The 19,294-nt window shown below is 45.9% G+C and carries 21 protein-coding genes; 10 read left to right on the top strand and 11 right to left on the bottom strand.

What is annotated here, in order from left to right:
* Positions 1–118 precede the first annotated feature (118 nt).
* On the bottom strand, positions 119–700 hold the full coding sequence (locus IX31_RS16370; protein WP_034460363.1) for a maltose acetyltransferase domain-containing protein: 582 nt from the start codon (positions 698–700) through the stop codon (positions 119–121).
* Positions 701–1,025: 325 nt separating this feature from the next.
* Positions 1,026–1,394 carry an acid resistance repetitive basic protein Asr gene (gene asr, locus IX31_RS16365; RefSeq protein WP_034460361.1) on the bottom strand — a complete coding sequence of 123 codons (369 nt, stop codon included), beginning with the start codon at positions 1,392–1,394 and terminating at the stop codon, positions 1,026–1,028.
* Positions 1,395–1,897: 503 nt separating this feature from the next.
* Here asr and IX31_RS16360 point away from each other — a divergent pair.
* The 4 genes from IX31_RS16360 (at position 1,898) to IX31_RS16345 (ending at position 6,204) form a co-directional block, all read left to right on the top strand.
* Positions 1,898–3,124, top strand: coding sequence for a PfkB family carbohydrate kinase (locus IX31_RS16360; protein ID WP_034460360.1), 1,227 nt, complete (start codon positions 1,898–1,900; stop codon positions 3,122–3,124).
* Between the two features lie 12 nt (positions 3,125–3,136).
* Positions 3,137–3,874, top strand: a complete 738-nt coding sequence (locus IX31_RS16355) for a glutamine amidotransferase (protein ID WP_034460358.1) — start codon at positions 3,137–3,139, stop codon at positions 3,872–3,874.
* A 69-nt stretch (positions 3,875–3,943) separates the two neighbouring features.
* Complete coding sequence (locus tag IX31_RS16350) at positions 3,944–4,843, top strand: proline iminopeptidase-family hydrolase (RefSeq protein WP_034460356.1); 900 nt, start codon at positions 3,944–3,946, stop codon at positions 4,841–4,843.
* A 17-nt stretch (positions 4,844–4,860) separates the two neighbouring features.
* A complete protein-coding gene (locus tag IX31_RS16345; protein WP_034460355.1) occupies positions 4,861–6,204 on the top strand; it encodes an APC family permease in 1,344 nt (447 codons plus the stop codon).
* 50 nt (positions 6,205–6,254) lie between these two features.
* Here IX31_RS16345 and fdhD read toward each other — a convergent pair whose 3' ends face one another.
* A complete protein-coding gene (gene fdhD / locus IX31_RS16340; protein ID WP_034460354.1) occupies positions 6,255–7,082 on the bottom strand; it encodes a formate dehydrogenase accessory sulfurtransferase FdhD in 828 nt (275 codons plus the stop codon).
* Between the two features lie 172 nt (positions 7,083–7,254).
* On the opposite strand from fdhD, the gene fdnG reads away from it, so the two are divergent.
* From fdnG to IX31_RS16310, 5 genes are read left to right on the top strand one after another with little or no spacing between them, the layout of a single operon-like run.
* The gene (gene fdnG / locus IX31_RS16330) at positions 7,255–10,305 is read left to right on the top strand and encodes a formate dehydrogenase-N subunit alpha (RefSeq protein ID WP_122974047.1); all 3,051 of its coding nucleotides are present in this window, start codon (positions 7,255–7,257) and stop codon (positions 10,303–10,305) included.
* A 12-nt stretch (positions 10,306–10,317) separates the two neighbouring features.
* The gene (gene fdxH / locus IX31_RS16325) at positions 10,318–11,223 is read left to right on the top strand and encodes a formate dehydrogenase subunit beta (RefSeq protein ID WP_034460351.1); all 906 of its coding nucleotides are present in this window, start codon (positions 10,318–10,320) and stop codon (positions 11,221–11,223) included.
* Positions 11,220–11,855: a formate dehydrogenase cytochrome b556 subunit gene (gene fdoI / locus IX31_RS16320; protein WP_034460350.1), complete on the top strand. Its 636-nt coding sequence runs from the start codon at positions 11,220–11,222 to the stop codon at positions 11,853–11,855. The genes fdxH and fdoI overlap by 4 nt, the downstream gene beginning before the upstream one ends.
* Complete coding sequence (fdhE, locus tag IX31_RS16315) at positions 11,852–12,781, top strand: formate dehydrogenase accessory protein FdhE (protein WP_034460349.1); 930 nt, start codon at positions 11,852–11,854, stop codon at positions 12,779–12,781. Before fdoI ends, fdhE begins: the two co-directional genes overlap by 4 nt.
* Positions 12,782–12,841: 60 nt before the next feature.
* Complete coding sequence (locus IX31_RS16310; RefSeq protein WP_034460348.1) at positions 12,842–13,756, top strand: alpha/beta hydrolase; 915 nt, start codon at positions 12,842–12,844, stop codon at positions 13,754–13,756.
* Positions 13,757–13,802: 46 nt separating this feature from the next.
* Here IX31_RS16310 and IX31_RS16305 read toward each other — a convergent pair whose 3' ends face one another.
* The 5 genes from IX31_RS16305 to IX31_RS16285 all read right to left on the bottom strand — a co-directional run bounded on the left by IX31_RS16305 (position 13,803) and on the right by IX31_RS16285 (position 16,213).
* Positions 13,803–14,024, bottom strand: coding sequence for a YgdI/YgdR family lipoprotein (locus IX31_RS16305; protein ID WP_034460347.1), 222 nt, complete (start codon positions 14,022–14,024; stop codon positions 13,803–13,805).
* A 171-nt stretch (positions 14,025–14,195) separates the two neighbouring features.
* The gene (locus IX31_RS16300) at positions 14,196–14,555 is read right to left on the bottom strand and encodes a hypothetical protein (protein WP_034460346.1); all 360 of its coding nucleotides are present in this window, start codon (positions 14,553–14,555) and stop codon (positions 14,196–14,198) included.
* Positions 14,556–14,951: 396 nt separating this feature from the next.
* Positions 14,952–15,296 (bottom strand): type II toxin-antitoxin system HicB family antitoxin, encoded by a 345-nt coding sequence (locus IX31_RS16295; protein ID WP_034460344.1) that lies wholly within the window; start codon positions 15,294–15,296, stop codon positions 14,952–14,954.
* Positions 15,293–15,520: a type II toxin-antitoxin system HicA family toxin gene (locus IX31_RS16290; RefSeq protein WP_198528575.1), complete on the bottom strand. Its 228-nt coding sequence runs from the start codon at positions 15,518–15,520 to the stop codon at positions 15,293–15,295. Before IX31_RS16290 ends, IX31_RS16295 begins: the two co-directional genes overlap by 4 nt.
* 162 nt (positions 15,521–15,682) lie before the next feature.
* On the bottom strand, positions 15,683–16,213 hold the full coding sequence (locus IX31_RS16285) for a hypothetical protein (protein WP_034460340.1): 531 nt from the start codon (positions 16,211–16,213) through the stop codon (positions 15,683–15,685).
* Between the two features lie 133 nt (positions 16,214–16,346).
* Here IX31_RS16285 and IX31_RS16280 point away from each other — a divergent pair, with 133 nt between their 5' ends.
* Entirely contained in the window at positions 16,347–16,532 is a 186-nt protein-coding gene (locus tag IX31_RS16280; RefSeq protein ID WP_034460338.1) for a toxin-antitoxin system HicB family antitoxin, read from the top strand.
* A 99-nt stretch (positions 16,533–16,631) separates the two neighbouring features.
* Here IX31_RS16280 and IX31_RS16275 read toward each other — a convergent pair whose 3' ends face one another.
* The 3 genes from IX31_RS16275 to IX31_RS16260 form a co-directional block, all read right to left on the bottom strand.
* Entirely contained in the window at positions 16,632–17,660 is a 1,029-nt protein-coding gene (locus tag IX31_RS16275; protein ID WP_034460336.1) for a reverse transcriptase family protein, read from the bottom strand.
* A 286-nt stretch (positions 17,661–17,946) separates the two neighbouring features.
* A complete protein-coding gene (locus IX31_RS16265) occupies positions 17,947–18,306 on the bottom strand; it encodes a hypothetical protein (RefSeq protein ID WP_034460333.1) in 360 nt (119 codons plus the stop codon).
* Positions 18,303–19,151, bottom strand: coding sequence for a phosphoribosyltransferase-like protein (locus tag IX31_RS16260; protein WP_051880741.1), 849 nt, complete (start codon positions 19,149–19,151; stop codon positions 18,303–18,305). Before IX31_RS16260 ends, IX31_RS16265 begins: the two co-directional genes overlap by 4 nt.
* Positions 19,152–19,294: the final 143 nt, after the last annotated feature.

Below are 19,294 nucleotides of genomic sequence, written 5' to 3'. Positions count from 1 at the left end.
GGGAAAGGGGGGCGGAATTAATTAAGAGGCGTGAAAGAAAGATGAGGAACTACTTACCACACAGTTAGGCGGGTAAATATGAATCTCTTATCCGCCTTTTGTATATAAGAGAGGATAACTACCGAGCAAACGCCAACTTATCTTCTGCGGTAATTTCTCGTATCACACGGCAAGGAACCCCTGCGGCAACCACGTTTGGCGGAATTGATTTTGTCACAACGCTACCTGCGCCAATGACGCTATTACGGCCAATCACCACGCCTGGGTTGATGATGACACCGGTTCCCAACCAAACGTTGTCTTCAATAGTGACTGGCAGAGAAAATTGCTGCCCTGTGATGCGGATTTCTGGGTCTATCGGATGCCCGGCGGTGGATATCGTCACATTTGGCGCGACCATTACGTTATCGCCGATTGTCACAGTGGCATCGTCCACCAGGATGAAATTGAAATTAGCATAGAAGTTTTTGCCGATATGAGTATGACTGCCATAAGCCACGCGCAGGGGCGGCTCAATCCAACCATTCTCACCTATATTACCGAATAGCTTCTTGAGCAGCTCCGCACGACGAGCTTCTTCAGCCGGTCGCGTCAGGTTGAAGTCGTACACCAGTTCTTTCCCAGCGCGACGCTCCTCTGGCAGCCCTTCGCCGTGGTCCGTGTATAGTTCACCAACTTCCATTCTTCTTCGTACTGACATGTCCGTCATTCTCCATTTACCTGAACTGCAGCAATTTATAGCACCAATAAGCACAGTGCAGCATGAAAGCAGAGAGGGGGAGGATTTGAAAATTGAGTTTTCCAGGAGTGTGACGCGCAGGCGATTGTTGGAATTTGAGACCGAGAGGATTTTAAGTTGTGGAGAGAGAGAAGAACAAAAAATAGCAGCAGACCGCAGCCATTCCATAAATAATGACCAGCATCAGGATGATTTCAAACCGAAAGCGTTTTAGCAGCAGCTCAGGTTTGATAAAAAAACACCCGGCAAGCCGGGTGTTTTTAATAATGAGGGTTTTCATTGCAACTTATGCAGCTGGTTTAACCGCTGGTTTTGCTGCTGGCGCTACTGGTGCAGCTGCTTTTTTGTGGTGCTTTTTGGCAGCCTGAGCTTTCTGTGGCGCTACTGGAGTTGCGGTTGTAGCGGCTTTTTTGTGGTGCTTTTTAGCAGCCTGAGCTTTCTGTGGTGCTGCTGGGGTTGCGGTTGTAGTCGCTTTTTTATGGTGCTTTTTAGCAGCTTGCGCTTTTTGAGCTACAGGCGCTGCTTTATGGTGTTTCTTGTGGTGCACAGTAGTGGTGTGTTTTGCTGGAGCAGGTGCCGCAGTGGTGTCAGCAGCGAAAGCAACAGAGGACATACCCATTACAGCAACAGCAATCAGAGTTAATACTTTTTTCATTTTGATAGTCTCGTAGTTGTTTATGTGTGGGTTGTTGGCCCGTTGAAATCACTTTAGGCCAACAAACAAATACGTTCAGTGAGTGATTGGTGTCGGTACGTAACGGAATGTACAACTTGCGCGATGCATCGCAGTGGTAGCGTATAAAAGGTCGTTTGAACGGATTTGCTAAAACCATGTTGTGGTAGATAGCAGCAAAATCTGGTTTAGCGTTTACTCATATTACTTAACAATTTAGTCATCATTGATAATGTTAATATGCCTTGCAACTCTCATTTTCAGGCAGGGTTTTATATTTTATATTTAAAACCGTGAAGTTGAATGGTAAATCACATATATAAATTGTAATTATTAATATCGTTATGAAATTTTAACGGGAAAGTTATTTTTATATATCAATCCGGAATTTGGTTTTGCTTCCGGTTTTCAACATGATCTGTGACTGATTTCACCACCTTGTAACAAACGTATAAATATAATCCTCCCACATTGCAGGAGGGCATATGTTTAAAGAAGAAAGACGTAGCGATATTCTTAATTTATTAATTAAGGAAGGTAGCGTCAACGTTAGTAAACTTTCTCTTTATTATCAGGTTAGTCAAGAAACCATCCGTTCCGATCTGGACTATTTACAACATGCAGGAATGCTTCAGCGCTGTTATGGCGGTGGGATTTTAAATCGGCAAGCATTAAGTAAACTCATTGCCGAAAACAAAATCATTATACCGGATATTACTGAACTTCCAGTTGATAAAGAGACCAGAGTAAAAAAGGAAGATTCTATAATGTCAGGTAAAGTATGTATTTTGGGTTCTTTTAATATTGATGTCTCCGCAACGGTGCCCTGGCTCCCACAAAGTGGTGAATCCGTGCTTGCCAGCCAGTTTGGTTTTTATCCCGGAGGAAAAGGGGCAAACCAGGCACAGGCAGCCAGCAATGCAGGCGCGGATGTGCACTTTATTTTTAAAGTTGGCAAAGACCAGTTTAGTGCCTTTGCTCTTAATCACATTAAAAAATCGGGTATAAAATCTTATAGTGCTTATCAGACGGACGATGCACCAACAGGTAGTGCATTGATTTATGTATCCGCAGAAGATGGTGATAACTGTATTGCTATTTATTCTGGCGCCAATATGAAAATTACGGTGGAAGAAATCCAGGAACAGCGTAATTTTATTGCCGCAGCCGATGTTGTTTTAATGCAGCTTGAGAATAATTTATCAGCAATTAAAGAGTTTATTAAAATTGCGCAGCAAGAAGAAAAATCCATCATTCTGAATCCTGCACCCTATACCAAACAGGTTAATGAAATCATTGGTTCGATTGATATATTAACGCCTAATGAAACGGAAGCCTCCTTTTTGTCTGGAATTAATATCAGTAATATTTCAGATGCAAAGCAAGCAGGAAATATCATCCTGAAATCAGGTGTTAAAAAAGTCATTATTACTTTAGGAGCGCAAGGCTCACTACTTTGTGAAAAAGAGAGAACACTCTTTGTTCCAGCCTGGCATGCGGTGGTTAAAGATGCTGCCGGAGCAGGTGACGCGTTTAATGGTGCTTTGGCAACCGCACTGGCACGAAAATATGATCTTGTGTCCGCGATACAGTACGCCTCTGCTTTCGCTTCTCTTGCCGTGGAGCAAGAAGGTGCATCAAGTATGCCAACGCATCAGAATGTTATCCATCGCATGACGACACAAACTAACGATGTTGCAATCATAAAATAATGAGGTGAAGTGATGAGAATTTTATTTATTGGTGAGTCCTGGCACATCCACATGATCCACTCTAAAGGTTACGATAGTTTCACTTCAAGTAAATATGAAGAAGGTGCTAACCATCTGTTATCTTGCCTGCGTAGTTCCGGAGTTGAAATTGACTACATGCCAGCGCATGTGGTGCAAATTAATTTCCCAAAAACTGTTCAAGAATTATCTGTTTACGATGCAATCGTCATCAGTGATATCGGCAGTAATACTTTTCTGTTGCAGAATAAGACATTCTACAATATGGAAATCATCCCAAATGCTCTTGAGCTTATCAAAGAATATGTCGCGCAGGGTGGTGGTTTATTAATGATTGGTGGCTATCTTTCTTTCACAGGGATAGAAGCAAAAGCGAATTATAAAAATACTGTTCTGGCAGAAGTGCTCCCGGTCGAAATGCTGGATTGCGACGATCGTGTGGAATTACCACAAGGATGCCAACCAGTGACGACGGATAACAAACACAATATCACAGCACAACTTACGCAATGGCCGCCGTTGCTGGGTTATAACAAACTGATCTCGAAACCAGAAAGCACCGCGTTGGTTGAAATTAATGGCGACCCATTACTGGTACTCGGTAATTATAAAAATGGCCGGGTAGCCTGTTTTGCAAGTGACTGTGCCCCTCACTGGGGAAGTCCACAATTTATGCAGTGGGAACATTACACCTCATTTTGGTGCAATATATTAAATAGTATTAAAAAATAATAAATATAGTCTGCAGGCAACAGTTTTTTTGTTGCCTGCATTAATGACGATTACCCTATGGTTCATATAATGAAAAAACAAGATTGTATTTATGGTGAGTTTTTTTATGAAAATATGCTCACCAGTTATCGGGTATATGGTGATCCAGAATCACCGCTGACACCCTTAATAATTATACATGGCGGCCCATCCGGTGGCTTCGATTATCTATTAAATTACCATCAACTTTCTAAAGATGGGCGTATGGTGATTTTTTATGACCAACTAGGTTGTGGGCGATCAACGCACTTCCCTTATGCCGGGAAAGATTTCTGGACCATTCCTCGGTATATAAAACAGTTGCAACAAGTAATTTCCCATCTGGGCATTGAAAATAAATATTCTATTCTCGGGCATTCGTGGGGCGGAATGTTGGCTGCGGAGTGGGCATGTCAATGCCCATCGGGGCTTGTGGGAACAGTATTTGCCAGTGCACCAGCGAAAATTCAGACCTGGAGGGATGAGTCAGAAAGATTGTTCCGCACTATATTCAGTGTGAGTGATGAATTCTTTGTCAAAGAAATTATGCTGGCAAGGGCCTATCAAAACCCTCCGGAGCAACTTCAGCAATACTATGCCAGCCATGTTTATATGCTGGAGGATGAAAAAGAGCATATTCAACGTTCGAATGCACAATTTAACGCGGACCCTACGGCTTATCATGCCATGTGGGGGGCAAATGAAATTGCTGCCACCGGTTCACTTAGCGAATGGGATATTACTGATAGGTTAAAGAATATTAGTTTCCCCTGCCTGGTGCTGCATGGTGAATTTGATCAGGCCACATTATTAGTCGTCCAACCTTTTATCGATGAAATATCAAATAGCCATATTGTTACTGTTCCAGGAAGTAGTCATAACCCACATGAAGAAAACACCACTCCTTGCCTCGTAGCAGTCGACAATTTCCTCCGAGGCCTTGATTCATAAATATTGAGGTTATCAACATGTCCAAAATTAAGAAGTTATCACTATCTGATTTAGTGCTTTATGGATTGGTATTTATGGTTCCCATTGCACCGGTATCGCTTTATGGTGTGGTGTATAATTTATCCCATGGCATGGTTGCCCTGGTTTATATTATCGGTGCCATTGCGATGTTTTTCACCGCCTACAGTTATTCGACTCTTTCTAAAGAGATATCATCTTCAGGATCGGCTTATGCCTATGCGGGAGTTTGTATTAATCCGGTAGTTGGTTTTATTACTGGATGGGTGCTATTACTGGATTATTTACTCTTCCCCACATTAGTTGCGGTCTTAGGTGGCGTTGCCGTTCATGCTATTGTCCCCGAGATTCCCATTCTTGTCTGGCCTTTGATTTATGTTGCTATCGGGACTGGTGTTAACTACCTGGGTATCCAGCAAACTGCAAAATTTGACAAATTATTGGTCGTTATTCAACTGGCCATCCTTGCAGTATTTGTTTTTTTAGTTTTACGCTTAATTCTTAATAACTCGGATATGATCACTGTATCATTCACGCCATTTTTTAATTCTGCATATTTTACTCCGGGGTTAATTGCTACAGCAATTTCTGTTGCCGCATTAAATTTCCTTGGTTTTGATGCGATAAGTACGTTAAGCGAGGAAAGCGAAGGGGGTGGAAAAGCAGTAAGTAAAGCCACTATTCTGGCACTGATCCTGGCAACCGTATTGTTCATTATTGTCGTAACCTTTGCTGCTTTTGCTACGGTTAATACGGGAATGTTTGCTGAAGGAAATGACACCAATGAGGCATTTTTTAATATTGCGGGTAATGTTGGTGGGATAGGTTTAAAAATTGCCTTCTCTATCATTGTGGCCTTTATTTGCGCTGTCGGTAATATTATTACCGCACAGACTGCGGTCTCTCGTGTTCTGTTCTCCATGAGTCGCGATAGAATGCTACCGTCTTTCTTATCACATATCCATGTGGCAAGAAAAACGCCTGATTATGCTATTTTATTTACCGGTGCAGTAACGTTATTACTTAGTTATATATTCTCAGGAAATATCGAATCTATTTCTACTCTTGTTAACTTCGGTGCGTTATTTGCATTTTTTGTCGTAAACCTGTGTGTCTTTATTCTTTTTAACTTTAAGAGAAAAGAACACCGTCGACTTTTCCCGCATGTTGTTTCGCCAATACTTGGGATGATAGTGATTGGCTACGTTTGTCTGAATATGAACATCCATGCGTTAACGCTCGGTGCAATCTGGACAGCGGTCGGTATTGCTATTTTGTTGTATCGAAAATCGCAGAAACAGGATATCAGCATCAATCTTGATGGTCAGAAACTCATCGAGTGATGCTTTCCGAGGCTACGGATATGTCACCAGAATAGTGACATATCCGGCGCTCACGCCAGCAACCGCTGCGGATGGGTATAAACCGTTGCGCGGCCTGGTTTACTAAAGCCCACCAGCGTCAGGTTACAGCGCTGTGCGACTTCTACCGCAAGCGTTGTCGCCGCAGAAACGGCGAACAGAATTTCTACCCCGCACTGGGCCGACTTTTGCACCATCTCATAGCTGGCGCGACTTGAGACTAAAACCGCACCGTTGTGCCAACTCTCACGCCCACGTGCGCCGAGCAGTTTATCCAGCGCCACATGGCGGCCAATATCTTCTTTACCTTCCAGAATCTGGCCATTTTCGTTAAGCCACAATGCTGCGTGCGTACACCCTGTGAGTTGCCCCACCGGCTGGTAGTCGCGCATTTGTTTTAAAGCGGCATCAAGATTATTCAAATCGAAGGTTTGTGTGAACGGCAGAGGGGTAATCGGGCGGCCAATATCGTTGAGTTGTTCAACACCGCAGACCCCACAACCGGTACGTCCGGCAAGTGAGCGGCGGCGTTCTTTCAGCCCCATAAAGCGGCGGCTTGAGAGCTCTATTTGCACTTCCAGGCCATTACAGACTGGTGAAACATCAATTCCGTAAATGTCTGATGGGGATTCAATTATCCCTTCCGATAAAGAAAAACCTAATGCAAAAAGCTCCAGATCTTTGGGGGATGCCATCATTACTACATGTGAAATACCATTGTAGACCAGCGCTACCGGGACCTCTTCAGCCAGCCAGTCGCCTTTAGCCTCGAGTAAGTCTTGGCGTTGCCATAGCTCTATCGTCCGCGCGCCAGTGATGGTGCTCACATTTTTGTTCTGATTTGGTTCGGAATTGTTCACTTTGTCTTAACCTGATTGGAACAGCCTTAATCCTAATGTGGTATTCTGGAAACGCTACCCCTATTGGATTAGGGGGTATTTCCAGTTTGGGTTTGATTGTGAACCTTCGTCGGTCAAACCGCAAAAATTACACTTATAAAACTTGTGAAAAATGTCGAAACAAGGAGCACCCATGCAGGTCAGCAGAAGACAGTTCTTTAAGATCTGTGCTGGCGGTATGGCAGGGACTACGGCAGCGGCACTGGGCTTTGCCCCGGGCGTAGCACTTGCGGAAACACGGCAATATAAATTGCTGCGCACCCGTGAAACGCGTAATACCTGTACATACTGTTCCGTTGGTTGTGGGCTATTGATGTACAGCCTCGGCGACGGCGCGAAAAATGCCAAAGCATCTATCTTCCATATTGAAGGCGACCCGGATCACCCGGTTAACCGTGGTGCACTTTGCCCGAAAGGTGCAGGACTTGTGGATTTCATCCACAGCGAAAGTCGTCTCAAATTCCCGTCTTACCGCGCACCAGGCTCGGACAAATGGGAGCAGATCAGTTGGGAAACGGCATTTGACCGTATCGCCAAACTGATGAAAGCAGACCGCGATGCCAACTTTATTGCTCAGAACGACCAGGGAATCACGGTCAACCGTTGGCTCTCCACCGGCATGTTATGCGCCTCTGCATCCAGTAATGAAACCGGTTATTTAACCCAGAAATTTTCCCGCGCCCTCGGCATGTTAGCCGTGGATAACCAGGCGCGTGTCTGACACGGACCAACGGTAGCAAGTCTTGCTCCAACATTTGGTCGCGGTGCGATGACCAACCACTGGGTTGATATCAAGAACGCCGATCTCGTTATTGTGATGGGTGGAAACGCGGCAGAAGCGCATCCAGTTGGGTTCCGCTGGGCGATGGAAGCCAAAATCCACAACGGCGCGAAGCTGATTGTCATCGATCCACGCTTTACGCGTACCGCTTCGGTGGCGGATTTCTACACCCCAATTCGTTCCGGTTCTGACATTGCTTTCTTGTCAGGCGTGCTGCTGTACCTGATCAACAACAATAAATTCAACCGCGAATACGTTGAGGCTTATACCAACGCCAATCTGATTGTGCGCGAGGATTACAGCTTCGACGACGGCCTGTTCTCCGGCTACGACGCGGCAAACCGTAAATATGACAAAACCACCTGGAACTATGAGCTGGACGAAAAAGGCTTCGCGAAACGCGACCTGACGCTCAGCCATCCGCGTTGCGTATGGAACCTGCTCAAAGAGCACGTTTCCCGCTACACACCAGAAGTGGTTTCCAATATTTGCGGCACCCCGAAAGATGATTTCCTGAAAGTTTGTGAATACATCGCCGAAACCAGTGCAAAAAACAAAACCGCGTCGTTCCTGTACGCGCTGGGCTGGACGCAACACTCGGTGGGCGCGCAGAACATTCGCACTATGGCGATGATTCAGTTGCTGCTGGGCAACATGGGGATGGCGGGCGGTGGCGTGAACGCCCTGCGCGGGCACTCCAACATTCAGGGTCTGACCGACCTCGGCCTGTTGTCACAAAGCCTTCCGGGCTACATGACGCTGCCGAACGAAAAACAGCCGGATCTCCAGACTTACCTTGCCGCCAACACGCCGAAACCGCTGCTGGAAGGCCAGGTCAACTACTGGGGCAACTACCCGAAATTCTTCGTTTCGATGATGAAAGCCTTCTACGGCGACAAAGCTACCGCGGAAAACAGCTGGGGTTATGACTGGTTGCCGAAATGGGACAAGGGCTACGACGTCCTGCAATATTTCGAGATGATGAACCAGGGCAAGGTGAACGGTTATTTGTGCCAGGGCTTTAACCCAGTCGCGTCGTTCCCGAACAAAAACAAAGTCATTGCGTCACTCTCAAAATTGAAATTCCTTGTGACCATTGACCCGCTGAATACGGAAACCTCTAACTTCTGGCAAAATCACGGCGAGATAAACGATGTCGACCCGTCGAAAATCCAGACTGAAGTGTTCCGCTTGCCATCCACCTGTTTTGCCGAAGAAAACGGTTCAATCGTTAACTCCGGACGCTGGTTGCAGTGGCACTGGAAAGGTGCGGACGCCCCAGGGGAAGCGCTGAACGACGGCGAAATTCTTGCGGGTATCTTTAGCCGCATGCGCCACATGTACCAGAGCGAAGGCGGTGCGTTGCCTGAGCAGGTGCTGAATATGACCTGGAATTACCTGACGCCAGATAACCCGGCACCGGAAGAAGTGGCGATGGAAAGCAACGGTAAAGCGTTGCAGGACGTTGTCGACCCGGCAACCGGCGCGGTTCTGGTGAAAAAAGGCCAGCAGCTCAGTTCGTTTGCCCAACTGCGCGATGACGGCACCACCTCAAGTGGCTGCTGGATCTTCGCCGGTTCCTGGACGCCAGACGGCAACCAGATGGCACGCCGCGATAACGCCGATCCGTCAGGTTTAGGCAACACGTTAGGCTGGGCCTGGGCGTGGCCGCTCAACCGCCGCATTCTGTATAACCGTGCATCTGCCGATCCAGCGGGTAAACCGTGGGATGAAAAACGCCGCCTGATCTCCTGGGATGGCGCGAAGTGGAGCGGGGCGGATATTGCCGACTACAGCACTGCTGCACCTGGCACTGATGTTGGGCCGTTCATCATGCAGCCGGAAGGTTTAGGGCGCTTGTTTGCTATCGACAAGATGGCGGAAGGGCCGTTCCCGGAACACTACGAGCCGTTTGAAACGCCGCTTGGCACCAACCCGCTGCACCCGAACGTGGTTTCTAACCCGGCGGCGCGCGTGTTTAAAGGTGACCTGGAAGCGATGGGCAAGCACGACAAATTCCCGTATGTCGGCACCACGTATCGTCTGACCGAGCATTTCCACTACTGGACCAAACACGCGGTACTGAACGCCATCGCGCAGCCAGAGCAGTTTATCGAGATTGGCGAGAAGCTCGCTAATTCACTCGGTATTGCCCACGGTGACACGGTGAAAGTCTCCTCCAACCGTGGCTTTATCAAAGCCAAAGCGGTGGTGACCAAACGTATTCGCCAGCTTGATGTGAACGGCCAGAAAGTGGATACCATCGGCATTCCGATTCACTGGGGTTATGAAGGCGTGGCGAAGAAAGGCTTTATCGCTAACACCCTGACGCCGTTTGTCGGTGATGCTAACACGCAAACGCCTGAATTTAAGGCGTTCCTGGTCAATGTGGAAAAGGTGTAACGGAGACGAATTATGGCTTATCAATCTCAGGACATTATCCGTCGTTCCGCCACCAATGGCCTCACGCCCGCGCCTCAGGCGCGGGATCATCAGCAAGAGGTCGCGAAACTTATCGATGTGACCACCTGCATCGGCTGCAAAGCCTGCCAGGTGGCCTGTTCGGAGTGGAACGACCTGCGTGATGAAATCGGCAGCAACGTCGGCGTTTACGATAACCCAGCAGATTTGACCGCCAAATCGTGGACGGTCATGCGTTTCTCGGAAGTGGAACAGAACGACAAACTGGAATGGTTAATCCGCAAAGATGGCTGTATGCACTGCGCGGATCCTGGCTGCCTGAAGGCGTGTCCGTCGGAAGGTGCAATCATTCAGTACGCCAACGGCATTGTCGATTTCCAGTCTGAACAGTGTATCGGCTGCGGTTATTGTATCGCCGGCTGTCCGTTCGACGTGCCGCGCCTGAACCCGGAGGACAACCGTGTCTACAAATGCACCCTGTGCGTAGACCGTGTGACCGTCGGCCAGGAACCTGCTTGCGTGAAAACCTGCCCAACCGGTGCGATTCATTTCGGCTCGAAAGAGGATATGAAAAACCTGGCGGGTGAGCGTGTGGCTGAGCTGAAAACGCGTGGTTACGACAACGCCGGGTTGTACGATCCTGAAGGCGTTGGCGGCACGCACGTTATGTATGTGCTGCATCACGCGGACAAGCCAACGCTGTATCACGGCCTGCCGGAAAATCCGTCCATCAGCCCAACGGTGAAATTCTGGAAAGGTGTCTGGAAGCCGCTGGCCGCTATCGGCTTTGCTGCGACCTTCGCCGCCAGCGTGTTCCACTATGTGGGGGTCGGCCCGAACCGTGCCGAAGAAGATGACGATAACCTGCATCATGACGATGACGAGGTGCGCAAACCATGAAAAAACAAGTGACCATTCAGCGTTATAGCGCGCCTGAACGTATCAACCACTGGGTAACCGCCTTCTGCTTTATGCTGGCGGCAATCAGCGGGCTGGGCTTTTTCTTCCCATCCTTCAACTGGTTGATGCACATTCTGGGCACGCCGCAGCTGGCGCGTATCCTCCACCCATTCGTGGGGGTGGTGATGTTTGCCTCGTTTATCATCATGTTTTTCCGCTACTGGCATCACAACCTAATCAATCGGGATGATATCTTTTGGGCGAAGAATATTCGTAAGATCATCGTCAACGAGGAAGTGGGTGACACCGGGCGTTATAACTTCGGCCAGAAATGCGTGTTCTGGGCGGCGATTATCTTCCTGGTGTTGCTGCTGGTGAGCGGCGTAATTATCTGGCGTCCGTATTTTGCCCCTGCTTTCTCAATCCCGGTGATTCGCGTAGCCCTGATGGTGCATTCATTTGCCGCAGTGGCACTGATTGTGGTTATTATGGTCCACATCTACGCTGCCCTTTGGGTGAAAGGCACGATTACCGCGATGGTGGAAGGCTGGGTCACCACGACCTGGGCGAAGAAACACCACCCGAAATGGTATCGTGAAGTTCGCCAGAAACAGGAAAAACGACAGGAATGAGTATTCGCATAATCCCGCAAGATCAGCTGGAGAAGAGCGATAAACGCACGGCGGAGATGATCCCGCCGTTGTTGTTCCCCCGGCTGAAAAATCTCTACAACCGCCGCGCAGAACGCCTGCGCGAGTTAGCGACCGACAATCCGTTGGGTGACTTCCTGCGGTTTGCCGCACTTATCGCCCACGCGCAAGAAGTGGTGCTCTACGACCACCCACTGCAAATGGATTTAACCGAGCTGATTCAGAAGTCTTCTGAAACGGGCAAGCCGCCGTTAGATATTCACGTGCTGCCGCGTGATCCACATTGGCAGCGCCTGTTGAATTCACTGATTGCCGAGCTGAAACCAGAAATGGACGGTCAGGCGTTAGCGGTTATCGAAAACCTGGAAAAAGCGTCATCGCAAGAGCTGGAAGAGATGGCAACCGCGCTGTTTAACGCGGATTTTGCGCTGGTTTCCAGCGACAAAGCGCCATTCATTTGGGCTGCGTTGTCGCTCTACTGGGCGCAAATGGCGAGCCTGATTCCAGGGCGTGCGAAAGCAGAATACGGCGAACAACGCCAGTTCTGCCCGGTTTGCGGTTCCATGCCCGTTTCCAGCATCGTGCAGATTGGCGGCACCAGCGGCCTGCGTTATCTGCACTGCAACTTGTGCGAAACCGAATGGCATGTGGTGCGCGTGAAATGCAGCAACTGCGAGCAAACCCGTGACCTGAGCTACTGGTCGCTGGAAAGTGAGCAGTCAGCGATTAAAGCGGAAAGCTGTGGCGACTGCGGCACCTACCTGAAGATTTTGTATCAGGAAAAAGATGCCAAAGTGGAAGCCGTGGCCGACGATTTAGCCACGCTGGTGCTCGATGCGCGCATGGAGCAAGAAGGCTTTGCCCGTAGCTCAATCAATCCTTTCCTGTTCCCAGGGGAAGGCGAGTAATCAGTTCCCAGGGCGGAGAGCGTTGGCTTTTCCGCCCTGTTTATCACCCAGGATCACAGAATGTCCCTTGAACCCGCAATCGCCGGGCTGGTTGATGAGTTCATCGCCTCCGGCCGTCCTTCTTCACGCCAACAAACTTTTGCCGAACGCCGCACCGGGTATATCGCCAGCACTATTTTAGCGGGTAAAACCGAAACACGAGTCGATGTGAAAGACATCAGTCTTGATGGATGCACGTTACGCATATTTTCCCCACTCAATGCGACCGGATCACTCCCCGCCGTGATCTACTACCACGGCGGTTGCTTTGTTAGCGGTGGGTTTGAAACCCATGACAACCAGTTACGCCAGCTTTGCTATTACAGTGGTTGCCGGGTGATTGCCGTTCAGTATCGCGTGGCACCAGAGCACACTTATCCGGCTGCGCATGACGATGCTGAGCGTGCAGCGGATGCTATCTGGAAAGCAGCTAATCAACTGGAAGTGAACCGTGAACGAATAACGCTCGCGGGCGACAGTGCTGGTGGGCATATTGCTCTGGTGACGGCTCTGCGCCTGAAAAGTGCGGGAAACTGGCTGCCTGCGCGGCTCATGCTGATTTACCCGATGCTGGACGCGACGGCGGAATCTGTCAGCTATCAGGAAAATGGCTACGACTACATCATTACTCGCGATACGCTGCTTTCAGGTTACGAGGCCTATATGCCCGATCTGGACTCAATGGATGATGAAGCCAGCCCGTTATTTCGTGAAGATTTTGCAGGTCTGCCACCGGTACATATCATCACCGCCGAATACGACCCACTTCGCAATGAAGGCGAGGTCCTGCATGAGTGCCTGATGGACCAGGGCGTTGAATCCACCTGCCAACGCTATCTCGGCGTGATCCACGGCTTCTTCCAGCTTGGGGGTATCAGCCAGGCAGCCCGCGATGCCATGCGTGATGTTGCGTGGCGAGTAGGTCAGGCACGCTAAGACGAGATACCAGTCAGCACGGGCTGGCTGGTATTTGCACCGTAAATCAGTCTTTCTTAATCATCTGCACGATTTGATCGTCGTTGATCTGGTGCTCATTGCCTTGCTGATCGGTGTAACTAATCAGGCCAGTATCTTTATCCACTTCCGGTTTCCCCTGCGTCACAATCATATCGCCTGCTTTGGTCGACATAACGTAATCGCTCGAACACGCCGTAACCGAAAGTGCCACACCGCTTAACAGTAGAACTGCCATCAATTTTTTCATGCTGAAATATCCCTTTTAAATAAGAAGGGGATTCTACCTGTTGCGCTCAAGACAGATTGTTAAGGTGTATGACGAAGGGTTTATTGGCGCTATGGCGCGGCCAGGCTACAAAACAAAAAAACGCCTGGCTTTACCAGACGATTTTTAGATTTTTCAATGTCTTAATGCTAATTAAGAGCTCAAATGAGCTTGTTTTCTGCGTGCGACATCAATAAACAAAAGGCTGGCGGCAAAAGACAAACAAGACGCAATAATTAAAACAAGAAGATAGGAAGTTACGTAGCTATATTCTTTGTCCAGATGGCTTAGCTGTTCAGATATCAGGTCGATGTTTTCTACTGTGTAATTTCTGCATGCATAAAGCCCGTACCAGAAGGCGCTGAAGGCGACCATGCAGGTGTAACAGAACCAGGTGAGTTTTTTATCTATGTATTCCAGATAAAATTTTGGGTCCGAGTAGGCGACTTTCAGAAGCCCGAAAAAACAGCCAAAGTAGATGCCAATCAACCACTTCAACACATCCCAATTCATAAAAACCTCTTCAATTGCTGCCTGCTTTGTACCCTAAATAATTCGAGTTGCAGGCAGGCGGCGACGCAGTGAATCCCCAGGAGCTTACTCTAGTAAGTAACTGGGTGAACGAGGAAAGCCAACGCACATGCAATTTGAAGTATGACGGGTATATAAGGCATTAAAAAAGGCTACGCATCACGTAACCCCTTGTTTTATTTCGTTTACGCCAGTTAAGTCTAACGGACTGATTCTTTTGCTTATGTGGCAGAAATAATATCGGCGAAGTATGCCATATGCTGGAGTGACAAAGAAGAGCGTGGAGGTGACGAGTGGATGAAGGCGTTGCTTTAAAAAATGGCGGATGTCGCAAGCTAATCCGCCCTACAAAACCTGATTAATTCCTGGCACCGCTAATCACGCATCATGTTGCTTAATGATTAATTTTGCGCCCTGATTGAGTAACTGATTAATACTCTCGCCGCATGCCAGCGCGATACGTTCAAGAGCTGCATGGTCTTCAGGCGTTAGACGAGCAGAAATCTTCCCGCTGTATGATTTATAAGGCTCAATGTTTTTTGCACGACATGTATGAAGAAAGAATTTAAGAGATTCGGCTCCCTCTGTTTTCAATTCCTGCACACTGTAGGCGTAAAAATCTGCACCGCCGTTTAATCCAACGAACTCGCCGCGAAACATTTCAATGTCTGGGTCGAAGCTAACAATAGCGGCGTGGCCATCAATTTTAATAATGTTATTCATGGTTTGATTCCCATACTTTCTAACCAGGTGCGGGTCGCATTTACGGCACCTTTATCCATAGTCGATTGCGGATGTGGCCGGTGATACACACGAACCTCTTCCCGTAATGTGAATGCTTCTCGCGATCCAGCGGCACTTACATCTACCTCCGCCCCCAGCGAAATCATTAACGCTTTAAAGTCCCGCCATTCCAGAGAACCTGCCACGGGACGACGATAGATCACCTCCAACGTCCTTTGATGTTGTCGTTTCATACAAGAGTAGTATGACTTCCTTGTCATTCGATGGTATCAAAAAATAATACCATCGAGAAGTGTGTATTAAGGACGTGAAGGGGGCACAAATCGCCGCGCGGTTATAGCCCTCCTTCACTCGTAAAATAAAGGTTAGTGAATTCCAGGCACTGCCTCGCCACTGATCATTGCCAACCCACCATCAGTGCGAACAAAACGCGGTGCTTTTAAATCCTCGACCAGAAGGTTAATCAACTCGAATAATAGCCCTGTGATGTGTTCTTTCTGCTCGGGAGACTGCTGGTGTTGCAGTAATAAGATGGTGAGTGCGGAACAATACTCGCGCAGAGTCCCGGAATCAGTAGAAAGCGGAGCGCGATAATTATCAGGTTCTGCCACATCCACCGTCAGGCGCTCAATTAAATGCGCTGGTAACGGCGCTTTTAGCGCGAACTTCAACATTTCCAGCCCGGCAAGCAACCGCCCGCAAAGCGCCATGCATTCGGTATTGTTGTCGTTTTCGATTAGCGCATCGATATAGTGCTGACAGGCGTCGAGTATCTGAAAGAGATCTTGAGTGGCACCGAGCGGGATTTTGAGCAGCGCGGCAATCGCCGTTTCATTAACTTGCGGTGGGCTGATGATTTCAGGATCGGTGGTTGTGGTACTATTGGTGTTAGCCATGGCGTTACTTCCTTTAACGTTTGTGGTGAGCCCTCGTCTAGTACTCGTAATACTATTCGGGGGCGTTTTTTTTCAGGTGACCCTGTGATAGGGTGTGTACCTTAATAACCACAATAGACTCAAGGGTACATACATGTCAACGGTCAAATATGATGCTAAGCAGTCCGCTTCCGGTAAAAATCCTGCTTTTCAGATCAGGATCTCACCAGAGCTGAAAGCTCAATTTGAAGTTGCAGCGAAAGAAGCGGGTATGAGTCTTGGGAATTGGTTAAAGACGCTTGGACGGAAAGAGTTAGAGCGTTTAGAAAGCAATAAATAAGGTTTTATATTTTTTGGTTTTGTGACTAATTTTAGAAAAACAAATAACAGAGAGGAAAATAAATTCCTAAAAGATATATAACCGTAATGAAACTCTGAATTATAAATTATTCTTTAAAACCCGCATGAGATAATCCCTTCCTTTAATAGCAGCATCATTATCAGGCTCTATTTGCAACCAGAAATTTACTCTGCCAAGTATCGAATACAGATAGTTTGGATCTTTTATTTTCTTCTGCGTAATGTGTGAGATATATCCAAATTTCTCAATAAAGTGCAATTCGTTTTTAAGTTTTCTTTTATAATCTCTTGGTAGAGATAACTCATCCCCTGCAACTGAAATTCCTGTAATTATTCTTTTATTAGATTTTATATAAAGTGCAGTTTTTTTCTCGTTAACAGATAAACCGTAATTATTTATGATTGAGGTAATAACGCCTACTAGATCAGATGGTATATAATCACCTGAGAAATGCATATCATCAGCATATCTAGAATAAGTTAGTCTGTATTTTCTACTTAGATTGTTAAGCCGATTATCTAATCCCTTTAGTAATAAATTTGATAGGTATGGGCTGGTTGATGCCCCTTGGGCTAATTTTTTATCATGACAACAAAGTGATGACATATAAAATGAGAGATTATCTGAATACCCTAATCCTTTGAAATAGTTTATGACCCAATTAATAGGAATTGAGGGGAAGAAATCTTTAACGTCCATTTTTAATAAGCATTTTTGCTTCAAATGTAATGAGGCATTTGTAATGATAGACTTTGAAGGAGTAAACCCATGACAAGATACATGTGGAGTATCATTAAGTAATATATTTTTGTAAATCCATTTTTGACACATCAAAAGAGATGGATACGGACAAGTTATTTTTCTTAAACCGCCTCTTTTTTTAGGAATAAAAAATTCCCGATAAAAATGATTTGGTGAGGATATAATTTTATCGAGAATGCTCTCATCAATACCTATGAGATGAGCGAGATGTTGTTTTTCAAATATTATAGGGGAATTCGTTTTTAATAACTTGGCTATATAAGGGATATAATAATTTATCTGATCGCTAGATACACCTCGATCAAGAAAAAACTCCATCCAAGAATTTATATCGTTATTTTTCATAGGTTATCAATATCGTTGAAATGGCTTACAGAAGATACCTTCAATACTTTAGCCTGTGGATTGGGACGGCAAAATTTTGCGAAAACGCAAAAATTTGCTGGTCCAATCCAGATAATAAAATCGAGCAGCGAAAAAATTCGCTGTGAGATTTTATTATCCACATCATGGAAATTACTGGTTACAGTAATTTCCATGAACTGGGTTAACCCAGACCTTATCATGAGAGCGACTCCACTCTAACATACTAGCTTCTGTAAGCCATTCCTTATCTTTTCATGTTTCATATTTAATTGTCAAGATCGCTCTTAAGTTTTTTATCTAACAATCTTAGACTTGGAACATATTTATAATTGGGTGCAAGCTTAGGTCCAAGCATTGATTGAGGAACATTTCTCCATTCTCTATTTTTATTTTCATATGAGCTATGATACATAAGAACATATTCTCGGCCACTATTTGTTATACTGATTATGATTCCATCAACATAAATGTAGCCCATAGCTTTAAGTTTATTTATTATTGTAGAGAAATCGGGAAATGAAATCCTGGTTCTTTTGAATACGGAATAACTATCAAGTTTGTTACTACTGGCCGAATAAACTATTCTCAATATAAGGAAGCTAATGTTGTCAATTTTTTTCATCATGCATCACCCATAGCTCTTACAAGTAAAGTTCTTCTGGATTTTTTATTAAGGTATTCTGACCACCAAAAAATAGGAAACACACTATTGGGAAGGTTAATATCTTTTCTATAATATAATGCCTCGGCTTCCCCATATCCCAGTGTTGGCAATTCACGCCCATTATAACTTCTTGATAAAAGACATTCTAACTCTAGCATTTGATCGATTTTTATCTGGGCAACATCCTTTTCATAGTAATCACTAATACCTTTTTTAATTACTACTTGTGAAGATATTTCAATCCCTTCACTCGTAATATTCGATATACCTTTCTCAGTTGCTGCAAGTGTTTTAACTCTGATAGTATAATCAGTAATATTTGCATCTTTAAACTGTTCTTTAATTGTTCTTACTCTTCCAATTACTGTTTTTCCAGAGCCAACAAATTCATCAACAATAATGATGTCTCTCAATGGTGCATTTCTTTTAAAAGTTTTTAAAGATTGCATTGCATCATTTATTGACTTGTGATTTATCCATTGCTGCTCCTGCAATAATGCTTTCAATGAGTATATTATGGCTTGGCCACTATCAGCATCATTTCCAATACTCATGGCTGTTATCAAAGTTGATTGCTCATATAAATTAGGTTCCGTTACAATTTCTAAAGCAATTTGCCTCATCAGATATAGATATCTATCATTATCTAAGAACTCGAATCGTTGTATTAGATCAATTAATAGCTCTCTAGTTTCATCTTTTTGACATTCTTCAAACAGTAAATGCTCTAGTATATCTTCTTTACCATCTAACCACGGTTGTTTGCTGGTGAGTGAGAACATTATTTTAAAGACATTTCTATTCATGGAATAAGTATTGCATGCAAGATTAAAAAATCATCAATGTTAATTATATAGCATTTTCTTTTAAATAAGGCAATGCAGAATTTGCGAAATCTTGATGCTAACTAGATTTTTATTTTCTTTGAAGAGCACTACTAGATTTTTGA

The sequence above is a fragment of the Buttiauxella noackiae genome, assembly GCF_000737905.1.
Lineage (GTDB): Bacteria > Pseudomonadota > Gammaproteobacteria > Enterobacterales > Enterobacteriaceae > Buttiauxella > Buttiauxella noackiae.
This window is presented reverse-complemented; position numbering and strand designations above follow the sequence as displayed.

Excerpts from the sequence above, each read along its gene's own strand:
- IX31_RS16370 (WP_034460363.1), bottom strand. The coding sequence starts at position 700 with ATGTCAGTACGAAGAAGAATGGAAGTTGGTGAACTATACACGGACCAC.
- asr (WP_034460361.1), bottom strand. The coding sequence starts at position 1,394 with ATGAAAAAAGTATTAACTCTGATTGCTGTTGCTGTAATGGGTATGTCC.
- IX31_RS16360 (WP_034460360.1), top strand. The coding sequence starts at position 1,898 with ATGTTTAAAGAAGAAAGACGTAGCGATATTCTTAATTTATTAATTAAG.
- IX31_RS16355 (WP_034460358.1), top strand. The coding sequence starts at position 3,137 with ATGAGAATTTTATTTATTGGTGAGTCCTGGCACATCCACATGATCCAC.
- IX31_RS16350 (WP_034460356.1), top strand. The coding sequence starts at position 3,944 with ATGAAAAAACAAGATTGTATTTATGGTGAGTTTTTTTATGAAAATATG.
- IX31_RS16345 (WP_034460355.1), top strand. The coding sequence starts at position 4,861 with ATGTCCAAAATTAAGAAGTTATCACTATCTGATTTAGTGCTTTATGGA.
- fdxH (WP_034460351.1), top strand. The coding sequence starts at position 10,318 with ATGGCTTATCAATCTCAGGACATTATCCGTCGTTCCGCCACCAATGGC.
- fdoI (WP_034460350.1), top strand. The coding sequence starts at position 11,220 with ATGAAAAAACAAGTGACCATTCAGCGTTATAGCGCGCCTGAACGTATC.
- fdhE (WP_034460349.1), top strand. The coding sequence starts at position 11,852 with ATGAGTATTCGCATAATCCCGCAAGATCAGCTGGAGAAGAGCGATAAA.
- IX31_RS16310 (WP_034460348.1), top strand. The coding sequence starts at position 12,842 with ATGTCCCTTGAACCCGCAATCGCCGGGCTGGTTGATGAGTTCATCGCC.
- IX31_RS16305 (WP_034460347.1), bottom strand. The coding sequence starts at position 14,024 with ATGAAAAAATTGATGGCAGTTCTACTGTTAAGCGGTGTGGCACTTTCG.
- IX31_RS16300 (WP_034460346.1), bottom strand. The coding sequence starts at position 14,555 with ATGAATTGGGATGTGTTGAAGTGGTTGATTGGCATCTACTTTGGCTGT.
- IX31_RS16295 (WP_034460344.1), bottom strand. The coding sequence starts at position 15,296 with ATGAATAACATTATTAAAATTGATGGCCACGCCGCTATTGTTAGCTTC.
- IX31_RS16285 (WP_034460340.1), bottom strand. The coding sequence starts at position 16,213 with ATGGCTAACACCAATAGTACCACAACCACCGATCCTGAAATCATCAGC.
- IX31_RS16280 (WP_034460338.1), top strand. The coding sequence starts at position 16,347 with ATGTCAACGGTCAAATATGATGCTAAGCAGTCCGCTTCCGGTAAAAAT.
- IX31_RS16275 (WP_034460336.1), bottom strand. The coding sequence starts at position 17,660 with ATGAAAAATAACGATATAAATTCTTGGATGGAGTTTTTTCTTGATCGA.
- IX31_RS16265 (WP_034460333.1), bottom strand. The coding sequence starts at position 18,306 with ATGATGAAAAAAATTGACAACATTAGCTTCCTTATATTGAGAATAGTT.
- IX31_RS16260 (WP_051880741.1), bottom strand. The coding sequence starts at position 19,151 with ATGAATAGAAATGTCTTTAAAATAATGTTCTCACTCACCAGCAAACAA.